The sequence below is a fragment of the Carnobacterium jeotgali MS3 genome (assembly GCF_000745125.1).
Taxonomy (GTDB): domain Bacteria; phylum Bacillota; class Bacilli; order Lactobacillales; family Carnobacteriaceae; genus Carnobacterium_B; species Carnobacterium_B jeotgali.
The window spans coordinates 340,165-359,396 of the sequence record NZ_JQNF01000005.1; the positions used below are offsets into that span (position 1 = coordinate 340,165).

General features: G+C 34.5%; 13 protein-coding genes, 1 tRNA gene and 1 pseudogene. 11 read left to right on the plus strand and 4 right to left on the minus strand.

The features are described 5' to 3' along the window. Window positions 1–365: 365 nt before the first annotated feature. The 7 genes from BP18_RS04155 to BP18_RS04185 all read left to right on the plus strand — a co-directional run bounded on the left by BP18_RS04155 (window position 366) and on the right by BP18_RS04185 (window position 10,626). Window positions 366–2,096 (plus strand): ABC transporter ATP-binding protein, encoded by a 1,731-nt coding sequence (locus BP18_RS04155; protein WP_029276145.1) that lies wholly within the window; start codon window positions 366–368, stop codon window positions 2,094–2,096. Beyond that, window positions 2,093–3,868, plus strand: coding sequence for an ABC transporter ATP-binding protein (locus BP18_RS04160; RefSeq protein ID WP_029276143.1), 1,776 nt, complete (start codon window positions 2,093–2,095; stop codon window positions 3,866–3,868). The genes BP18_RS04155 and BP18_RS04160 overlap by 4 nt, the downstream gene beginning before the upstream one ends. 395 nt (window positions 3,869–4,263) lie before the next feature. Beyond that, a complete protein-coding gene (locus tag BP18_RS04165; RefSeq protein WP_007722548.1) occupies window positions 4,264–5,043 on the plus strand; it encodes a Cof-type HAD-IIB family hydrolase in 780 nt (259 codons plus the stop codon). 53 nt (window positions 5,044–5,096) lie between these two features. Continuing rightward, window positions 5,097–5,167, plus strand: a tRNA-Ala gene (locus BP18_RS04170). A 618-nt stretch (window positions 5,168–5,785) separates the two neighbouring features. Continuing rightward, window positions 5,786–7,567 (plus strand): pyruvate oxidase, encoded by a 1,782-nt coding sequence (gene spxB, locus BP18_RS04175; RefSeq protein ID WP_007722547.1) that lies wholly within the window; start codon window positions 5,786–5,788, stop codon window positions 7,565–7,567. A 946-nt stretch (window positions 7,568–8,513) separates the two neighbouring features. Beyond that, the gene (locus BP18_RS04180; protein ID WP_007722545.1) at window positions 8,514–10,277 is read left to right on the plus strand and encodes a DUF2075 domain-containing protein; all 1,764 of its coding nucleotides are present in this window, start codon (window positions 8,514–8,516) and stop codon (window positions 10,275–10,277) included. A gap of 7 nt (window positions 10,278–10,284) precedes the next feature. Beyond that, window positions 10,285–10,626 (plus strand): nucleotide pyrophosphohydrolase, encoded by a 342-nt coding sequence (locus tag BP18_RS04185; RefSeq protein WP_007722543.1) that lies wholly within the window; start codon window positions 10,285–10,287, stop codon window positions 10,624–10,626. A gap of 59 nt (window positions 10,627–10,685) precedes the next feature. Here the strand turns inward: BP18_RS04185 and BP18_RS13010 are convergent. From BP18_RS13010 to BP18_RS04195, 3 genes and pseudogenes are all read right to left on the minus strand, one after another. Beyond that, window positions 10,686–10,772 (minus strand): annotated as a pseudogene (locus BP18_RS13010) (SEC-C metal-binding domain-containing protein); the annotation flags it as partial. After that, on the minus strand, window positions 10,773–11,879 hold the full coding sequence (locus BP18_RS04190; RefSeq protein WP_029278022.1) for a hypothetical protein: 1,107 nt from the start codon (window positions 11,877–11,879) through the stop codon (window positions 10,773–10,775). A gap of 54 nt (window positions 11,880–11,933) precedes the next feature. Continuing rightward, window positions 11,934–12,638, minus strand: a complete 705-nt coding sequence (locus BP18_RS04195) for a GntR family transcriptional regulator (RefSeq protein ID WP_029278025.1) — start codon at window positions 12,636–12,638, stop codon at window positions 11,934–11,936. 224 nt (window positions 12,639–12,862) lie between these two features. Here BP18_RS04195 and BP18_RS04200 point away from each other — a divergent pair, with 224 nt between their 5' ends. Next, window positions 12,863–14,305, plus strand: coding sequence for a 6-phospho-beta-glucosidase (locus tag BP18_RS04200; RefSeq protein ID WP_029278027.1), 1,443 nt, complete (start codon window positions 12,863–12,865; stop codon window positions 14,303–14,305). A gap of 92 nt (window positions 14,306–14,397) precedes the next feature. Here the strand turns inward: BP18_RS04200 and def are convergent, their stop codons facing one another. Further along, window positions 14,398–14,961 (minus strand): peptide deformylase, encoded by a 564-nt coding sequence (gene def / locus BP18_RS04205; RefSeq protein WP_007722537.1) that lies wholly within the window; start codon window positions 14,959–14,961, stop codon window positions 14,398–14,400. Between the two features lie 212 nt (window positions 14,962–15,173). Here def and gdhA point away from each other — a divergent pair, with 212 nt between their 5' ends. The 3 genes from gdhA to BP18_RS04220 all read left to right on the plus strand — a co-directional run bounded on the left by gdhA (window position 15,174) and on the right by BP18_RS04220 (window position 19,165). Continuing rightward, on the plus strand, window positions 15,174–16,520 hold the full coding sequence (gdhA, locus tag BP18_RS04210; RefSeq protein ID WP_029278029.1) for an NADP-specific glutamate dehydrogenase: 1,347 nt from the start codon (window positions 15,174–15,176) through the stop codon (window positions 16,518–16,520). A gap of 555 nt (window positions 16,521–17,075) precedes the next feature. Next, window positions 17,076–18,185, plus strand: a complete 1,110-nt coding sequence (pdhA, locus tag BP18_RS04215; protein ID WP_007722533.1) for a pyruvate dehydrogenase (acetyl-transferring) E1 component subunit alpha — start codon at window positions 17,076–17,078, stop codon at window positions 18,183–18,185. A gap of 2 nt (window positions 18,186–18,187) precedes the next feature. Further along, window positions 18,188–19,165, plus strand: coding sequence for an alpha-ketoacid dehydrogenase subunit beta (locus tag BP18_RS04220; protein WP_007722530.1), 978 nt, complete (start codon window positions 18,188–18,190; stop codon window positions 19,163–19,165). Window positions 19,166–19,232 lie beyond the last annotated feature (67 nt).

A 19,232-nucleotide genomic window follows, 5' to 3' on the forward strand; every position in this document is an offset into this window, starting at 1 on the left:
CAGTTTAATTCCTTAACATGAATGTAAAGCGGCTAGAAAAAATCCTGGTTCATTCTTTTATTCAGTTTAGTATTTTTCCCGAACTAGTGGTTGTGGTAAGTACACAACAGCTATTTTTATTTTAACATAATTCATTAATTAAGTATAGAAAGTTAGTTATCATGAAAAAGAGTTGAGGTGACAATTCAATTCATTTGAAAAAGCTAGAGATGAGACTGCTTTAAAATTATAAACTATGCTATAGTATAATAGATATTTTTTTTATGGCTATTGTATAACGTAAAAGTCTATTTTTGTTTATACTGTAGATAAAGAAAGAAGCCTAGCAGCGCTAAAACTAATTTATAAAACAAGGAGATGATAAAATGAATTTAATGTGGAGATACACTATGAAATATAAAAAATTAGTATTTTTGAATTTTTTATGTGTTTTTGGGTTTATCCTAATTGAATTAGGGTTGCCAACATTATTGGCTCAACTGATTAATGAGGGGTTAATGTTTAATGACTTTGATGTCGTAACTTATTATGGAAAATGGATGCTTGTTATTTCTGTAATTGGGTTATTTGGATTAATTGGATTGGCTTATACGGTTAGTAAAATTACGACAAGGATTGTTCGAGATATCAGGAATGATATCTTTGAGAAAGTTCAATCTTTTTCACATAAAGAATACAATGAATTTGGTGTCTCATCTTTAGTAACACGTACAACAAATGATGCTTTCCAAATTATGGTATTTTTACAGATGGTGCTCAGAATAGGAATGATGACACCTCTTATGTTCATTTCAAGTTTTATAATGATTGTGCGTACTAGTCCATCATTATCGTATATTGTGTTAATTGCGGTTCCTTTTTTATTAGGAAGTGTTTATTTTATCGGAAAGTATTCAGGTCCGTTATCAAATAGACAACAAACGAATTTAGATGACATTAATTTAAACCTACGAGAAAATTTAACTGGATTAAGAGTCATCCGTGCATTTGTAAAAGAAAAATTTCAAGAACAACGTTTTCATGAAGTGAACGAAAATTATATGACGGTTTCTAAAAAGTTATTTAAATTAATGGCTTTAGCCATGCCGATTTTTTCAATCGTTTTTAACTTTATTTTTGCGATTGTGATTTGGCAAGGAGCGATTGAAATAAATTCCGGCGATTTACAAGTGGGGAGTTTAGTAGCCTTTATTGAGTATATCTTCCATGCTCTTTTTTCATTCATGATGTTCGCTAATATTTTTACGATGTACCCAAGAGCAGCCGTTTCTGCAAGACGTATCCAAGAGATATTTGATACAGAACCCTCGATTACTGAAAATGAGAATGGCGTTACAGAAACTAAAACGCATGGCTATCTAGCATTTGAAAATGTAACTTTTGCGTATCCAGGTAATACAGAAGAACCTGTCATTGAAAATATTAGTTTTACCGTTAAACCGGGAGAGACTACTGCTTTTATTGGCAGTACTGGGAGCGGTAAGTCTAGTTTGATTCAACTGATTCCACGTTTTTATGATGTTACTAAAGGGCGTATATTGGTAGATGGAGTAGACGTGAGAGAGTATAAATTAAGTGCTTTACGTCAAAAAATCGGTTATATTCCTCAAAAAGCCTTATTATTTACCGGAACAATTTCGGATAATATGCGTTATGGAAAATGGAATGCAAATAAAAAAGAAGTTGATGAAGCTTCAGATATTTCGCAATCAAAAGACTTTATTTTAAAGAAACCTAATAAGTTTGATGAGTTTTTATCTGAAGGTGGAAGCAACATGTCAGGTGGTCAAAAGCAAAGGTTATCTATAGCACGAGCCATTATAAAAAAACCAGATATCTATGTTTTTGATGATAGTTTTTCGGCATTAGATTACCAAACCGATGCGAAATTAAGAGCGCGTTTGAAATTAGAAACAGAGAATGCGGCTGTTTTGATTGTTGCGCAACGTGTAGGAACAATCATGCATGCTGACAATATTATTGTCTTAAATAAGGGTGTGATGGTTGCTCAAGGGACACACGAAGAGCTCTTGAAAAATTCAGATGTCTATTATGACATTGCGTCATCACAATTGTCGAAGGAGGAATTAGCATGAGTCATATGAAGGATTCTATTCGTCGCATTTGGCAGTACATTAAACCTTATAAATTAGGATTTTTCTCTGCTATAGGGCTAACCATTGTCTGTATGATTGTCAATGCTATTCAACCTTTCATTATAGGGTTAGCGATGACAGAATTAGGAAAAAACGTCGCAGACATGTTAAAAGGAACTCCTGGTGCAGCCGTTAATTTCCCTTATATTTTCAATATTGTTCTAATTATTTTAGGAATTGCAGCGATTTACCAAGTTACATTGTATTTATCTTCTTATATTATGACAAATGTTGTTCAAAATACGATGCGAGATTTAAGAAATGAAATTGAACAAAAAATCAATCGTCTTCCAGTAGCGTATTTTGATCGCAATCAACAAGGAAACATACTCAGTCGTGTAACGAATGATGTGGATTCTATTAGCAATGCTATGCAACAAAGTCTGGTTCAAATGGTTAATTCGTTTATGGGAATCTTATTTGCGATTGTGATGATGCTCTATATTTCTATCCCATTAGCTTTAGTCATTATGGCTACTATCCCGATTTCGTTTATCATTTCCAAAGCAGTAATCAAAAAGTCTCAACCTTATTTTAAAGGTCAACAAGAATCGCTAGGAGCTATGAATGGACATGTGCAAGAAAGTTTTAGTGGCTTTACCGAAATCAAGTTGTATGGGAAAGAAAATGATAAACTAGAAGAGTTTAAAGAAATCAATGAAACGTTGAATGAAAATGGCTTTAAAGCCGCGTTTATTTCGGGAATCATGAGCCCACTAGTTGGATTTGTTTCCAATGTAGCTTATTTTGGGATAGCTATAGGGGGAGGGTACTTAGTTATTATAGGTACGTTATCTCTTGGGAATCTACAAGCTTTTACGCAATATATTTGGCAAGTTAACCAGCCCATTTCTCAAATTACACAACTCTCCGGGGTTATCCAAAGTGCAGCAGCGGCTATTAACCGCGTTTTCGAAATTTTAGATGAACCAGAAGAAATAATCGATGAAGCCGAACGCCCACTGCCTTCTTTAATAGAAGGAAATGTTGATTTTGAACATGTAGCATTTGGGTATACGAAAGAAAAAACATTGATTAGCGATTTGAATGTTTCTGTAAAAAAAGGGCAGACTGTAGCTGTTGTCGGACCGACAGGAGCAGGGAAAACAACCTTAATCAATTTGTTGATGCGTTTTTATGATGTAGATAAAGGAGCCATCAAAATTGACGGTATCGATACAAAATTGATGTCCAGACAAGATGTACGCTCTTTATTTGGAATGGTTCTGCAAGATGCTTGGGTCTATAGTGGCTCCATTGCTGAAAACATCCGTTTTGGTAAATTAGATGCAACAGATGAAGAAGTAATTCAAGCAGCAAAAACAGCCAATGTCGATCATTTTATTCGTACGTTACCAGATGGATACAATATGAAACTAAATAAAGAGACATCTAACGTTTCCTTAGGTCAGAAGCAACTGTTAACCATTGCACGTGCTATAATATCTGATCCGAAAATTTTAATTTTAGATGAAGCAACTAGTTCAGTTGATACACGTTTAGAAAGTTTGATCCAGAAAGCGATGAAAAAGGTAATGGAAGGCAGAACAAGTTTTGTCATTGCCCACCGCTTGTCTACTATACGTGATTCGGATTTGATCTTAGTTATGGATCAAGGAGAAATTATTGAACAAGGAACACATGAAGAGCTACTTGAAAAAGGAGCATTTTATGCAAATCTTTATAATAGCCAATTTAGTGAAGAAGAGTAGACTGAGTAAGTAGTAAAACAATCTTGAAGATCCCTAACTGTTGGGTCTTCAAGATTGTTTTTTTGGCTCTTCGTCAAATAGTGTGAATGGTTCTAAAAATTCTTTCGGAATAGACGGATTTGCTTGTAAGAGCCCTGGTACCGTCTTAAGCCTAAAGTCTTAAGATCTTTCAAGCCTCAAACACCGCTTAAACGCTAAAGCGTTAAAGCGATATAATTCGCATTGAATACTTTACAGGGCTACAAGCAATCCTATTCCTCCAGAAGTGTTAAGCATAGACTAAATTCATCTATCTAGACTAAAAAGTATAGAGTCGTTTTTTTTCTATCTGGTAGTTCACAGTATAAAAAGGTACAATTGCTTAGAAGTATGAATAAGAAGGGAAGAATTTAAATATGCAAAAGAAAATGATTTTTTTTGATATTGATGGTACTTTAGTAAATGACCAAAAAATAATTCCAGAAAGTACTAAATTAGCGATCAAAGAGCTGAAAAAAAATGGCCATGAAGTCGCAATTGCTACCGGTAGAAACTTATTTATGGCACAGGGAATTATTGATGAGTTAGATATTAGCAACTATATCGTTTGTAACGGAGCAGCAGGATATTTGGATAAGAAACAAGTTTATGAAAATCCGTTGGATCACGCTCAATTAGAGAAATTAATAAAAGTTGCGGATTCAAATAACCATAATATCATCTATGAAACTCCGGATACCTTAAGAAGAAGAAACGAGGAAGCTGATGTTAAAATAACGACGGCCATGAAATCTGTCGGATACGGCGTTCCTAAATACGAACCAGATTTTTATTTAAACCATTCGTTAGTTCAATGTTTGATTTTTTACCGAGAAGATGAAAAACAATATTATGAAAGTGGTCAGTTTTCGAAATTCCGCTTTGTACGCTGGCATGAATCTGGAGTAGATGTCCTACCGCATGATGGTTCAAAAGCTGCGACAGTTTTAAGAGTAGCATTAGAAAATGGTTATTCTGTAGAAGATACGATTGCATTCGGAGACGGTTTAAACGATTTAGAAATGATTGAAAAAGTTGGAACCGGAGTAGCGATGGGAAATGCTTTGGAAAGTGTGAAATTAAGAGCGGATAAAGTAACAAAAAGTTGCAATGAAGACGGGATTTATATTGCATTGAAAGAACTAGGTTTGATATAATAGAAGGAGTAAAGTTCAGCTGTTAGAATGTCTAATTGACAGCGGTTTACTCTGGGGTCTTGGTATAATGGGATTACGACTGGCTGGCAGCCAGTTAATACGGGTTCAATTCCCGTAGACTCCATCACACAATTTATAATAAGTCGTTAAAATGTTGGTATGAAAGTATCCTTAAGACGTTTTAACGGCTTATTTTTTATTAAAATTTAAAAAATAATTAAAGGAGTTGGTGCAGAATTAATAAGGAATAGTCTGTTTATTTTTTTTTACTGTCGGAGTAGCGGTGTCCGTTGCATTGCTTAAAAAAGAACCATTATCAGTATTGATGATGCGAGCTTAATTTGAAAGTTTGAATTATTAGTCAAATGGAACATAGTTTAGTATCTATTTGATAGCTATTAAGTTAGTAACTCTAAATGAAAACCTTTTCACAATGAATGCCAAATTAGAAGAAACTACAGATGAAAAAGCATTTTGTTTAGGAGAGAGTAGTCATGAGTTCTTTTATTTTACAGATTAGAACTTAATTTCTAACCACCAAAGTTAAGCGATTTTTATTTTAATTGTAGAATAGACGAACAAATGATGGTTTTTTGAGAGGTTAGTTAGAGTAAATTAAAAATCTGTACATTTTTTCACAGAAATGCACTTTTGGAGGATATAAACCTTGATTCTTAATTTAAACGTGTTAGAATTGGAGTTGAATTTAATTTTGTGAAATTAATCTAGGAGGACTATCAAAATGACAGAAGGCAAAACTAACATTAGTACAGCTTCATTAAAAGTGATGGCAGGATGGGGAATAGACACAATTTATGGAATTCCTTCAGGAACTTTAGCCCCTTTAATGGAAGCTTTAGGTGATCAAAAAGAAACAGATATCAAATTCCTTCAAGTAAAACATGAAGAAGTTGGAGCAATGGCAGCTGTAATGCAATGGAAATTCGGTGGAAAATTGGGTGTTTGTGTTGGATCAGGTGGCCCTGGTGCTTCTCACTTAATCAATGGTCTTTATGATGCAGCGATGGATAATACACCAGTTTTAGCTATCTTAGGATCTCGTCCACAAAGAGAATTAAACATGGATGCATTCCAAGAATTAAACCAAAATCCAATGTTTGATCATATCGCAGTATACAACCGTCGTGTTGCATACGCTGAACAATTACCAAAATTAATCGATGACGCAATTCGTACTGCTATCTCTAAACGTGGAGTTGCTGTATTAGAAGTACCTGGTGATTTCGGTTACCATGAAATCGATAATGATGCATTTTACTCATCTGGTCACAGCTACCGTGATTTCGTTTCTTCTGCAATCAACGAAGCAGATATCGATGCAGCTGTTGAAGTATTAAACAATTCTAAACGTGCTGTTATTTATGCAGGTATCGGAACTATGGGACATGGTCCAGCAGTTCAAGAATTATCTCGTAAACTTAAAGCTCCAGTTATTACAACTGGTAAAAACTTTGAAACTTTCGATTACGACTTTGAAGGATTAACTGGTTCAACATACCGTGTTGGTTGGAAACCAGCTAACGAAGCTGTTAAAGAAGCAGATACAGTTCTTTTCGTTGGTTCAAACTTCCCATTTGCTGAAGTAGAAAATACTTTCGCAAATGTTGAAAACTTCATCCAAATTGATAACAACCCAACAATGCTTGGTAAACGTCATAATGCAGATGTTGCTATTCTTGGAGATGCTGGTGAAGCAGTTCACTCATTACTAGAAAAAGTAGCACCTGTTGAAGAATCAGCTTGGTGGAATGCTAACTTGAAAAATATTCAAAACTGGCGTGACTACATGACTAAGTTGGAAACAAAAGAAAATGGTCCATTACAACTTTATCAAGTATACAATGCTATCAACAAATACGCTGATGAAGATGCAATCTATTCAATTGATGTTGGTAACTCAACTCAAACATCTATTCGTCACTTACACATGACTCCTAAAAATATGTGGAGAACTTCTCCATTGTTTGCTTCTATGGGTATTGCACTTCCTGGTGGTATTGCTGCTAAGAACGTATATCCTGATCGTCAAGCATTTAACTTAATGGGTGATGGTGCGTTTTCAATGAACTATCCAGATGTTGTTACTAACGTACGTTACAACATGCCTGTTATCAACGTAGTATTCACAAACACTGAATATGGATTCATCAAGAACAAATATGAAGATACAAACAAAAATACTTTTGGTACTGAATTTACTGATGTAGACTATGCTAAAATTGGAGATGCACAAGGTGCGGTTGGTTTCACAGTAAGCCGTATTGAAGACATGGATCAAGTAATGGCTGATGCTGTTAAAGCTTATAAAGCAGGTAAAACTGTAGTAATCGATGCTAAAATTACAAAAGAACGTCCAATTCCAGTAGAAACATTGAAATTAGACCCTACATTGTACAGTGCTGAAGAAATTAAAGCTTACAAAGAAAAATATGAAGCTGAAGAATTAGTACCATTTAGTGAATTCTTAAAAGCTGAAGGTTTAGAATCTAAAGTATCTAAATAATTTTATTGGATATCACTTAGTTTTTAATAGAAAGGTGAGTCACCATGTTAAAGTGGTGACTCACCTTTTTTTGTTAGGCAGATTTTATAAAGAAGTTAGTATAGGGTGCTGTTATGCAATCTGTACAAAGAGGTTATAAAATAATCGAAGTAGATAGTAATCTCTTTATTATTAAACACTATACAGATGAGATCTTTGAGAATGGGATTCAATGTAGAGATAGGGTGTGATTAATACAGTATTTATAGAAAAAAATAAATAATCATATATTCTTAGTATTATTGTAGTAAAATAGTAGCAACATACTTGAAAGGAAATTTCGAAAATGGATTTTAAAAGATTAATTCTATAAATTTTCGAAAAACTACAACGACCTTGCACAGGTGTTATTAACTGGTAATTTTAAAAAAGCTCCTAAGAGTTTTGGTAAAGATCTCTATGATGATGATTTTATGTCTAGTGAAAATTGGATACTGTTCAGTGTGCTGCTAGGAAAGAATTAAATAAAACTGAACGGCAAGAGATGCCATCTTTTATTGATGGATTATTGGGGTTTAAACCTAGTAATATAAGGTAATAAAGTAAGCTTTTTTTATACAGACCAAGAAATTGAGTTTAATTACCTAGTAAAGAAAGTCTTTTTGAAGCTCGTTTTGAATTAGTTAAAAAAATTAATGGTTATTTTAATTCTAGTATTGACATAAAAGCACCCTCATCTTTTAATGGTAATAATATAACCCGAAACTAATGTTTGATAATTAATTTTGTTGCATAAGATAATGAAATTCGTTTGTTAGATTGCGCTTGAAGAAGAGTAGTATGATAACTAACGTTTAGGTATCATTTGTTTTAAAATGATATTAATTTAAATGCGAGTATAGAATTTGAGTAAACTGAGAAAAGTTATTGTAGTAATAAGTTTGTGCTTTGAGAGGAATGTGAAGAAATGAGTAAGATCTCTAATCCAGTCATCTATGAAACAGATTATAGCTATGAAGCAGTGAAAAGTTTAGAAGGTGGAATTCTTCAAGAAGTAGGACCTAACGCAAAATACCTATTAGATTATCCCACGGTTTACATCGTTCATGATGAGAAAAAGAGTCGCGAATTTTCAGTTTATATCGGAGAAACTTCTGATATAAGACAAAGAACCAAACAACATCTTATTGAAGATCCCAAAAAACGGGAAGATTGGGAAAGTCTCGCAAATTCGGATAATTCAAAAATGTACATAATAGGCCATGATTATTTTAATAAATCATTGACATTAGATATTGAAAATAAATTGATGATGTATATGTCTAGTATCGATTCGGTTCAATCTGTGTATAATCGAAGAACCAATCAACAAAAAGAGTATTATACGGTAGATAAATTAGATGAGATTTTTTCTAATATTTGGAGAAAACTAAGAAAAAAGAATAAAACTCTTTTCCCTGTTGAAAAAATAATTAAAGACTCTGCTCTATTTAAAGCTTCGCCATTTCATAAACTAAGTGATGAACAAATCCAAGCTAAGGATAAAGTTATCTTAAAAATTATGGAGGCTTTAACGAGAAACCAGTCGGGAGAATTGATTTTAGTAACAGGAGAAGCTGGTTCAGGCAAAACAGTTTTAATGAGCAGTCTCTTTTACGAATTAAAACAGCTAGCTCAAGAAGAGTCAGAAAATATTGTTTTACAAGAAGCAAATAGTTATTTGTTGGTAAATCATGAGCAACAGTTGAAAGTTTATCAACAAATTGCAAATAAATTAGGTATTACGTCTAAGAAAGTGCCTAATTTAGTCAGTAAACCAACTACGTTTATCAATAATCATACTCCAGAGGAAAAAGCAGATGTTGTTATTGTAGATGAGGCTCATTTGTTATGGACACAAGGTAAGCAATCTTATAGAGGAAAGAATCAACTGTATGATTTAATGGATAGAGCAAAAGTAGTAGTAGCGGTATTTGATATCAATCAAGTTCTTACTACTGAACAATATTGGGAAGAAGAGGAACTGCTTACTTTAGAACATGAGGCAAATTTAAAAGGAAATTTTATCCATTTAGAAAATCAAATGAGGATTAACGCGAGTCAGAGCACTATTAATTGGATAAGGTCGATGATTGATGATAGAAAAATCAATCCTATTCTCAATGATATTAAAGGATATGATTTAAAAATCTTTAATCATCCTAAAGAGTTATATGAAGCTATTAAAGAAAAAGCAAAAGATGAAAATTCAGGTATTTCCCGAATTACTGCAACATTTGATTGGGAGTACGTTGATAAGAGGAAACCAGAAAATGATGATTATTGGAGAGTTAAGATAGGGGATTGGTCTCTACCTTGGAATCTGCAACTGCCTCAAATGAAGGAACAAAAGAGAAAGAATAGAAACCTTTCTTGGGCAGAACAAGAACAAACTATTTATGAAGTGGGTTCTACATTTACTATTCAAGGATTTGACCTAAATTACGCGGGTGTGATTATAGGTCCTTCTGTAAAATATAGAAATGGAGAAATCGTATTCGATAGAAGTTTCAGTCAAAATAAAAAAGCTACTCGTCAAAGAACATTAAAGAACGGAAAAAAAGAACAGTTTTCTGATATGTTGTTAAAAAACGAATTAAATGTGCTTTTAACAAGAGGAGTAAATGGTTTATATATTTACGCGGTAGATGAGGAACTTCAAAAAGCGCTAATAAATGCAGCAAAGGGGTAATAAAGTGATGGATAATGAGAAAAATAGTATGGAAAAGGTGAATAAATTCAGAGATGATAGAGATTGGCGTCAATTTCATAATGAAAAAGATTTAGCTATCTCTATTTCATTAGAAGCTTCAGAATTACTTGAATTATTTCAATGGAAATCAGCCGAAGAAGTAAAAGAATTTAACTTAGAACGGATCAAGGAAGAGTTAGCAGATGTATTGATTTATTCTTATATGTTGGCAGATAACCTCAATTTAAATATTGATTCGATCATTGATGAAAAATTAAAAAAAAACAATGATAAATACCCGGTAAGTAAAAGTAAGGGGAATAATAATAAATACACTGACTTTGAATAGCATTAGTATGTAAAAAGCCAACAAGCAGAAAATTGCTTGTTGGCTTTCTTTGTTATCAGTTACTTTCCGTGACATTGTTTGTATTTCTTACCGCTACCACAAGGACAAGGCTTATTTCGGCCAACTTTTTTTACTCGGATAGGTTCTTACTTTCCTGTGTTCTCATTAGTGAAAGGAACCACATTATTAGGAACGGAAGATATTCTATTATAATTCTTAGCTATTTCTGTTGGTGTATTGCCTTTGTTTGATAATTTGCGTGAATAGTTGTTTAAGTTCAAGTAGAAGGAACTAAATTCTTCTATGTATTCAACACTATCAAAAACAATGCTAAAATGGCTGTTTAGTTCGCCAACTAGACCTTGCATGTCTAAATCCAGTTTAATATAGATCATAATCAGATCCATGACATCTTTAAGTTTTTGTGAATTCAACTTCTTAGCTAAAAATCGACTCATTTTTTTATACTGAACAGTTCGCTCGTCAAATTCATGGTGAGCAAAATAAGTAATATCAGCTTTTGTAGGTTGATAGTAATCGTGGTGTGAAGAACTCAACAAGAAGTCAGGTACATTATTTTCATCTAAAATATAGTTATCAAAAATATATTCTAAGTTATCTGTAAAACGTAGTCGTTCATTAAACCAAGCTAACCCAATTAATTCAGTCAATACTTCAGTAAGGTCTAATGGGTACTGTTTGTTGTGTTGGTTCCATACTTTCAAGAAAAAGTCCGTTTCAAAAGCGCCATACAGATTCATAAAAGCCTCTACATATCCACGGAGCAGACTTTTTCTTTTATGATCTTCTTTAAAATCAGAATCATCAATAAAACTTTTCAGCATCTCTTTAGTCTCTTTTGGCAGTACTAGGGTATAGGTATCTTCGTAATAAAATAAGAATACCCAACGGAAATGAAGCAAATCAAATAATTCTGGATTTTTGCGAGAGAAAGGAAGGAAATCGATTTCTTTTGGTCCATTCATCAATTCTTTTAAGAGGTGAAGATTTTCTTTGGGTTGATAAGATAATTGATGTTGGCTTCGTAAGGATAATTTTTTGAAAAAATCTTCAGCAATGACGGTTTTTGTTTTACTGCGACGCACTTTATAGTTAAGGTCATCAGCTAGTGCGATCATATCTTCTTTTGAATAAGTTGTTAGGCATTCCGTGAAATAAAAGACCGGTTTATGCAAAACGATGATGTGGCCATATAGTTCATCTTGCATTTCTTGAGTGAGTTCTTCTGACATTTAGTTTGTCTCCTTTAAAAAAGTATTTGTTCTTTTGGATAGTTTGAAAATAATCTAAAAATCATTCCCCTGCACAAAGAACTGAGCTTCTTCGTAATGGTATTTGATGTTGGAATAATTGAATGGACGACCACTGCTTAAATAATAGATACTTTCGATTGTTAAAGAAGGGTCGTGTGTTTCCAACTGTAAATATGCTGCTTCTTCTTGATTTAATTTTCCAATACGCATAAATAAATCTGAAAAACGAATATTTATTTTTAGGTCCTCAGTTAAATAGTTGAAAATAGATTGGCTGGCAATTTCTTCATTCAAATAAGGCACGACCGTCTTGAGGTAATAGGATTCTTCCACACAAAAGGGACGTGATTCGATGTAGCGGACGCGTTTAATGTAATAGATTGTTTCTTGATCTGTAAGCTCAAGTATTTCTGCGACATTTGAAGGTGCTTCGATTTCTTTTAATTCAATGACTTCTGAAGACAAATTGAATTCTCTAAAAATGCTGTGAAATCCTTGAACATCCGTTAAATTCACAAATCCTTTGCGATGACGACCCCGCACATACGTACCGCTGCCTCTTACTTGGTAGACAACGCCATTCGTCTCTAAAACTTCCAATGCTTTAATGACCGTATTTTTACTTACTTCGTATGTATTCGCTAACTCAGTGAGAGTAGGTAGTTTGTTTCCTCGTGTTAAATTATTTTCTTGAATAGACAGATTGATTTTATTTGCGACATCGTGGTATTTATTCATCACTTTGGCTCCTTTTCATAAAATTATAACATATTTCGAATTATATGGGCATTGACAAGTTATATGGGTATAATTTATGATGTGATTATACCCACATAATTTTAATGGAAATAGGGAAGACGAAAAAATTTGCAATTCTACGCACTGTGCGACCTCGTCTGTTCTTAGTATCAAAAGAAGTAACAGGTACTATATTAACAATCAAAAAATAGGAGGTAATAAAAATGTCTAAATTTCCAAAAGATTTCTTATGGGGAGGAGCATTAGCAGCCCACCAATTCGAGGGTGGCTGGGACCAAGATGGAAAAGGTCCAAGTGTCGCTGATGTAATGACTGCTGGTGCAGCTGGTAAGCCACGCGAAATCACCACAACGGTTGAGGAAGGTAAATTTTATCCGAATCACGAAGCCATTGATTTTTACAATCGTTATAAAGAAGATGTGGCGTTGTTCGCTGAAATGGGATTGAACAGTTTACGTACATCTATCAACTGGACACGTATTTTCCCGAAAGGTGATGAAGCTGAACCCAATGAAGCTGGACTTCAATTTTATGATGATTTGTTTGATGAATTATTAAAGAATGGTATTGAGCCGGTCATTACGCTAACTCACTTTGAAATGCCGCTTCACTTAGCACAAACTTATGGTGGATTTAGAAACCGTAAAGTAGTCGATTTCTTTGTTAAATTTGCCGAAGTTGTTTTTGAGCGTTACAAAAACAAAGTGAAATACTGGATGACGTTTAATGAAATCAATAACATGATGGACTATACAAATCCAATTTTCTTATGGACAAACGTTGGAGTTCAAGTTGAAGAAGGCGAAAACGCTAAAGAAGTGATGTACACTGCAGCGCACCATGTCTTGTTAGCAAGTGCTCTATCAGTGAAAATTGGTCGCGAAATCAATCCTGATTTCCAAATTGGAGCGATGGTTTCACATGTACCGGTTTATCCGTTAACGGCTCATCCAAAAGATGTAATGTTAGCTGAAGAATCGATGCATTTGCGTTATTTCTTCCCGGATGTACAAGTACGTGGGTATTATCCAAACTATACACTGAAAGAATTTGAACGCGATGGCTTGAATATTCCTATTCAAGAAGCTGACGCTGAAATATTAGCACAAGGTAAAGTGGATTATTTAGGGTTCAGTTACTATATGTCTAATGTGGTGGATCATAAAGATGAAAACAACGATGATGAAGCTGCTAACGTGCATGGTAAGATTCCTTATCAAGTAGATAACCCATATCTAAAAGCTAGTGACTGGGGTTGGACGATTGATCCTGTAGGTTTGCGTTACACGTTGAATCGTTTCTGGGATCGTTATCAAATTCCACTGTTCATTGTGGAAAATGGATTTGGTGCGATTGATACTGTTGAAGAAGACGGCAGTATCCATGATGAAGCTCGTATCTCTTATTTGCGTGAACACATCAAACAAATGGGCATCGCGATAGATCATGACGGTGTTGAATTGATGGGGTATACACCTTGGGGAATCATTGATATCGTTTCGTTCACTACTGGAGAAATGAAAAAACGTTACGGTATGATTTATGTCGACCGTGATAACGAAGGTAATGGAACAATGGAACGCAGTAAGAAAGATTCCTATGACTGGTATAAAAAAGTCATCGAATCTAATGGAGAAAACCTGTAAGTAGTTTGCGACTTATAGTGAGTAACTCCTATCAAATAAATAAATAGAAAGAAGCCATGCGTGATTATTATCAGGCATGGCTTCTTTTAGTATTAAGAAATGATTTTTACATCATCGTCAATTTTGAATGGCTGTTCTTGATTGATGTGATCGTAAAACATAATTCCATTGATATGGTCGATTTCATGTTGAATAACGATCGCTTGATAATTTTTTAACCGTATTTTATGAGCTTCCCCAGCTAGATCAAAGTAAGTAAGCGTGATACGACTGTGACGAGGAACGTAACCTGGAACTTCACGGTCCACAGATAAGCAACCTTCACCTTCAGTTAAACAAGCGCTTTGAACAGAGTGGCTGATAATTTTAGGATTAACCATTACAGTACTAATAATTGGTTCGTCAGTTCCTTCTTCAATTCCAGGAATATGAACAGCAATCATTCGTTTTGAAATGTCTAATTGCGGTGCTGCTAGACCTACACCTGCGCGTAAGCTGTATTTTTCAGCAATTTCAGGGTCTTGACTATTTTTTAGAAATTGCAACATATCTTCACCCAGTTGCTTTTCTTCAGAACTGATTGGTAAAGTTAATTCTTTAGCAACCATTCTCAAAGTTGGATGGCCTTCTTTGATAATATCTTCCATTGTAATCATAAATGTTCACTCCTAATAGTGTTTGGAATAGTCTGTTTCTAAATGAAGAAAAAACATTATTTGTTTCATCTTACTTATTTTATCAGTAAACGCACTAATTTGCACGATGTATAAAAAGACTAGAAAAAAACTTTTTTTCGTATTCGGATTATGAGATAATGGTGAGCATAAAACTAAATAGTTTTAAATTGAAAGTAAGAGGAGATTAAAATATGGTAGATGCAAAAAATTATGTTAATGAAGTCTATTCTAAAGTTTCGAAGCGGGATCCAGATCAACCCGAATATTTGCAAGCAGTAAAAGAATTTTTTGCTACTATCGAACCAGTCTTCGCAGCACATCCAGAACTAATTGAAAAAAATATCTTAGAACGTTTAGTAGAGCCAGAAAGAATCATTCAATTTAGAGTTCCTTGGGTTGATGATCAAGGAGTAGTGAATGTAAATCGTGGATTTAGAGTACAATACAACTCTGCTATAGGACCTTATAAAGGCGGTCTTCGTTTTCATCCATCAGTAACGCAAAGTATAGTAAAATTTTTAGGATTCGAACAAATTTTCAAAAACAGTCTGACTGGACTTCCTATTGGTGGAGGAAAAGGCGGTAGTGACTTTGATCCAAAAGGAAAATCGGATGATGAAGTTATGCGCTTTTGTCAAAGTTTTATGACTGAATTGCAACGTTATATCGGGCCAGATACCGATGTGCCAGCTGGTGATATTGGTGTAGGCGCACGTGAAATTGGCTTTTTATTCGGTCAATACAAAAAATTAAATAGTTTCCAAGCGGGAATCCTAACTGGAAAACCACTTTTCCTAGGTGGTAGTTTAGCGCGAACAGAAGCAACAGGTTATGGATTGGTGTACTTTACTAAAGAAATGTTAGATGATATTGGAAAATCTTTTAAAAATCAAAAGGTTGTTGTTTCCGGCAGTGGAAATGTAGCCATCTATGCGATTGAAAAAGTACAAGAATTTGGTGGTACAGTTATTGCTTGTTCGGATTCAGATGGATACATTTTTGATCCTGAAGGAATTGATTTGAGTATTATTAAAAAAATTAAAGAAGTCGACAGAAAAAGAATTTCAGAATATTTAACAGATCGTCCAAATGCCACATATGAAACTGGCAGCATTTGGGACTTAGAAGAAAGATATACTGTAGCACTTCCATGTGCGACTCAAAATGAAATTGATGGACCAACAGCTAAAAAAATGGTCAGTCAAGGAGTTGGGGCAGTAGCCGAAGGGGCAAATATGCCTTGTAATTTAGAAGCCATCAAAGAATTCCAAAAAGCTGGCATTGTTTATGGACCAGCAAAAGCTGCAAATGCAGGTGGAGTAGCTGTATCAGCTTTAGAAATGAGTCAAAATAGTCAAAGACTAAGTTGGACATTTGAAGAAGTAGATGAAGAATTGAAAAAAATTATGAAAAACATCTATAGTGAAATAAAAGATACAGCTGAAGCATACAATATGCCTGGCGATTTTGTAGCAGGTGCTAATATTGCTGGATTTACAAAAGTTTCAAAAGCGATGTTGAGCCAAGGAGTTATTTAAATAGTACGAAAAGAAAATCCGTTTAAAAGCGGATTTTTTTTTGTTTTTTTAAAATACAATACTGTTTTTTTATTTAGTTATGAATAAAATTTACAAAAAATAAAAGCTGAAAATTCAAAAAGTGGCGGAAAAGTGAACATTTGGTGACAGCTAATCCAAAGAAAATATTTTGTGAAAAGAGATGTATCTAAAAAAATAAAGATAATTTTCAATAAAAAGTAATACAGTTTTTGAAAAATTATATAACAGTTTTGAAGGGGAATCTATTCATTTTTTACAGAAGTCAATTTAAAGTTAAAGTGCTATATAACAAAGTGCTCGAAAAAACAACTAGTGAAATATTTCACTATATGGATTCCTGTATGAATGAAATGCGAGACTTAAATCAGTAGAATAGGGATATTTTTGGTGGTCTAATGTTTAGTTTACTTGCATCTAGTTTGAAAGCGTGTTAAATTTAGATTGTAAAAAATTCTGAGTAATACAGTTTTCAAATCCGTATAAAACAGAATTTTGAAAATATAATTTTGTTATAGAGAGAGGAATGGGTTATACATGGTTAACAAAAAGCAACCGGTAGATTTTGAAGCATTGTTAAGCACAATTGATGCTGCTTTCCCAATGGTACAAATCTTAGATAAGGACGGTAAAGTCGTAAATAAAGATATCATGCCTGATCTATCTGACGATCAACTAGTTGAATTAATGGAAAAAATGGTTTGGTCTAGAATTTTACATGAACGTTCAATGGCTTTAGCTCGTCAAGGACGCTTAGGTTTCTACGCGCCAACAGCTGGACAAGAAGCTTCTCAATTGGCAAGTCATTACGCATTTGTAAAAGAAGATGTGTTATTACCAGGATACCGTGATATTCCTCAATTAATCCAACATGGATTACCTGTTTCAAAAGCCTTTTTATGGTCTCGTGGACATTCTGTAGGAAATGAATACCCAGCTGATTTAAATGCTGTACCACCACAAATCATTATTGGAGCTCAAATTATCCAAGCAATGGGTGTGGGTGTTGGTTTGAAAATACGTGGCAAACAAAACGTTGCTTTCACTTATACTGGTGATGGCGGTTCGTCTCAAGGAGATTTCTACGAAGGTTTGAACTATGCTGGTGCTTATAAAGCTCCTGTAGTATTCTTTGTTCAAAACAACGGCTATGCAATCTCAACACCTCGTCACAAACAAACAGCTGCTACAACATTGGCTCAAAAAGCTGTTGCTGCTGGTATCCCAGGAGTTCAAGTAGATGGTATGGACGCTTTAGCTGTTTATGCTGTTACTAAACAAGCAAGAGAATGGGCTTTAGCTGGAAATGGTCCTGTATTGATTGAAACAATTACTTCTCGTTTTGGTCCTCACTCAACATCAGGTGATGATCCAACACGTTACCGTGACAAAGACAGTTTTGACTACTGGGAACAACGCGATCCATTGATTCGTTTCCGTAACTTCTTAACTGAAAAAGGTTTATGGTCTGAAGAAAAAGAAAATGAATTAATTGAAAAAACTAAAGAAGATATTAAAGCATCTGTTAAAGAAGCTGACCAAGCACCAAAACAAAAAGTTTCTGATTTCTTGAAAAATATGTATGAAACACCAACTCAAGTTATCGCAGAACAAATTGCAACTTTCGAAGCAAAGGAGAGTAAATAAACATGGCACAAAAAACAATGATCGAAGCGATCACTGAAGCGCTAGACCAAGAAATGGAACGCGATCAAGATATTCTGATTTTCGGTGAAGATGTAGGTAAAAACGGTGGAGTATTCCGTGCAACTGCTGGTCTTCAAGAAAAATACGGCGAAGTACGTGTTTCAGACACACCACTTGCTGAATCAGGTATTGGTGGATTGGCTATCGGACTTGCTTTCCAAGGTTTCCGTCCAGTTCCAGAAATCCAATTTATCGGTTTCTTATTTGAAGTATTAGATTCAATCGTAGGACAAGCAGCGCGTACTCGTTACCGTATGAGTAGCACTCGCACAATGCCTATTACTATTCGTATGCCATTTGGTGGTGGGGTTCACACTCCAGAAATGCACTCAGATAACCTTGAAGGTTTGATTACTCAATCTCCTGGTATCAAAGTAGTTGTTCCGTCTAACCCATACGACGCAAAAGGTTTATTGATTGCTTCAATCCGTGACAATGATCCAGTAGTATTCATAGAACATATGAAATTATACCGTTCATTCCGTGATGAAGTTCCTGAAGAGTCTTATACAATTCCTCTAGGAAAAGCGGCAATTACTCGTGAAGGTACAGACGTTTCTGTTATCACATACGGTGCGATGGTACGTGAAGCTATCAAAGCTGCTGCTGAATTAGAAAAAGAAGGTATCTCAGTAGAAATCGTTGATTTAAGAACCATTTCTCCATTAGATATTGAAACGATTATCGATTCAGTTGAAAAAACTGGACGTGTTGTAGTTGTTCAAGAAGCACAACGTCAAGCAGGTGTTGGTGCAATGGTTATGTCAGAAATCTCTGAACGTGCGATCCTTTCGTTACAAGCTCCAATCGGACGTGTAGCAGCTCCAGATACAGTTTTCCCATTTGGTTTAGCAGAAAGTGCTTGGTTGCCAAATGCAACTGATATTGCTGACAAAGTAAGAGACACATACAATTTCTAATCTATTCATAATAAATGAAATGGCAAATGCGATAACCTATTAAAGTCTATTGCATTTGTTTCTTATA

Coding starts and splice junctions, on each gene's coding strand:
- BP18_RS04155 (WP_029276145.1), top strand. CDS start 366: ATGAATTTAATGTGGAGATACACTATGAAATATAAAAAATTAGTATTT.
- BP18_RS04160 (WP_029276143.1), top strand. CDS start 2,093: ATGAGTCATATGAAGGATTCTATTCGTCGCATTTGGCAGTACATTAAA.
- BP18_RS04165 (WP_007722548.1), top strand. CDS start 4,264: ATGCAAAAGAAAATGATTTTTTTTGATATTGATGGTACTTTAGTAAAT.
- spxB (WP_007722547.1), top strand. CDS start 5,786: ATGACAGAAGGCAAAACTAACATTAGTACAGCTTCATTAAAAGTGATG.
- BP18_RS04180 (WP_007722545.1), top strand. CDS start 8,514: ATGAGTAAGATCTCTAATCCAGTCATCTATGAAACAGATTATAGCTAT.
- BP18_RS04185 (WP_007722543.1), top strand. CDS start 10,285: ATGGATAATGAGAAAAATAGTATGGAAAAGGTGAATAAATTCAGAGAT.
- BP18_RS04190 (WP_029278022.1), bottom strand. CDS start 11,879: ATGTCAGAAGAACTCACTCAAGAAATGCAAGATGAACTATATGGCCAC.
- BP18_RS04195 (WP_029278025.1), bottom strand. CDS start 12,638: ATGAATAAATACCACGATGTCGCAAATAAAATCAATCTGTCTATTCAA.
- BP18_RS04200 (WP_029278027.1), top strand. CDS start 12,863: ATGTCTAAATTTCCAAAAGATTTCTTATGGGGAGGAGCATTAGCAGCC.
- def (WP_007722537.1), bottom strand. CDS start 14,961: ATGATTACAATGGAAGATATTATCAAAGAAGGCCATCCAACTTTGAGA.
- gdhA (WP_029278029.1), top strand. CDS start 15,174: ATGGTAGATGCAAAAAATTATGTTAATGAAGTCTATTCTAAAGTTTCG.
- pdhA (WP_007722533.1), top strand. CDS start 17,076: ATGGTTAACAAAAAGCAACCGGTAGATTTTGAAGCATTGTTAAGCACA.
- BP18_RS04220 (WP_007722530.1), top strand. CDS start 18,188: ATGGCACAAAAAACAATGATCGAAGCGATCACTGAAGCGCTAGACCAA.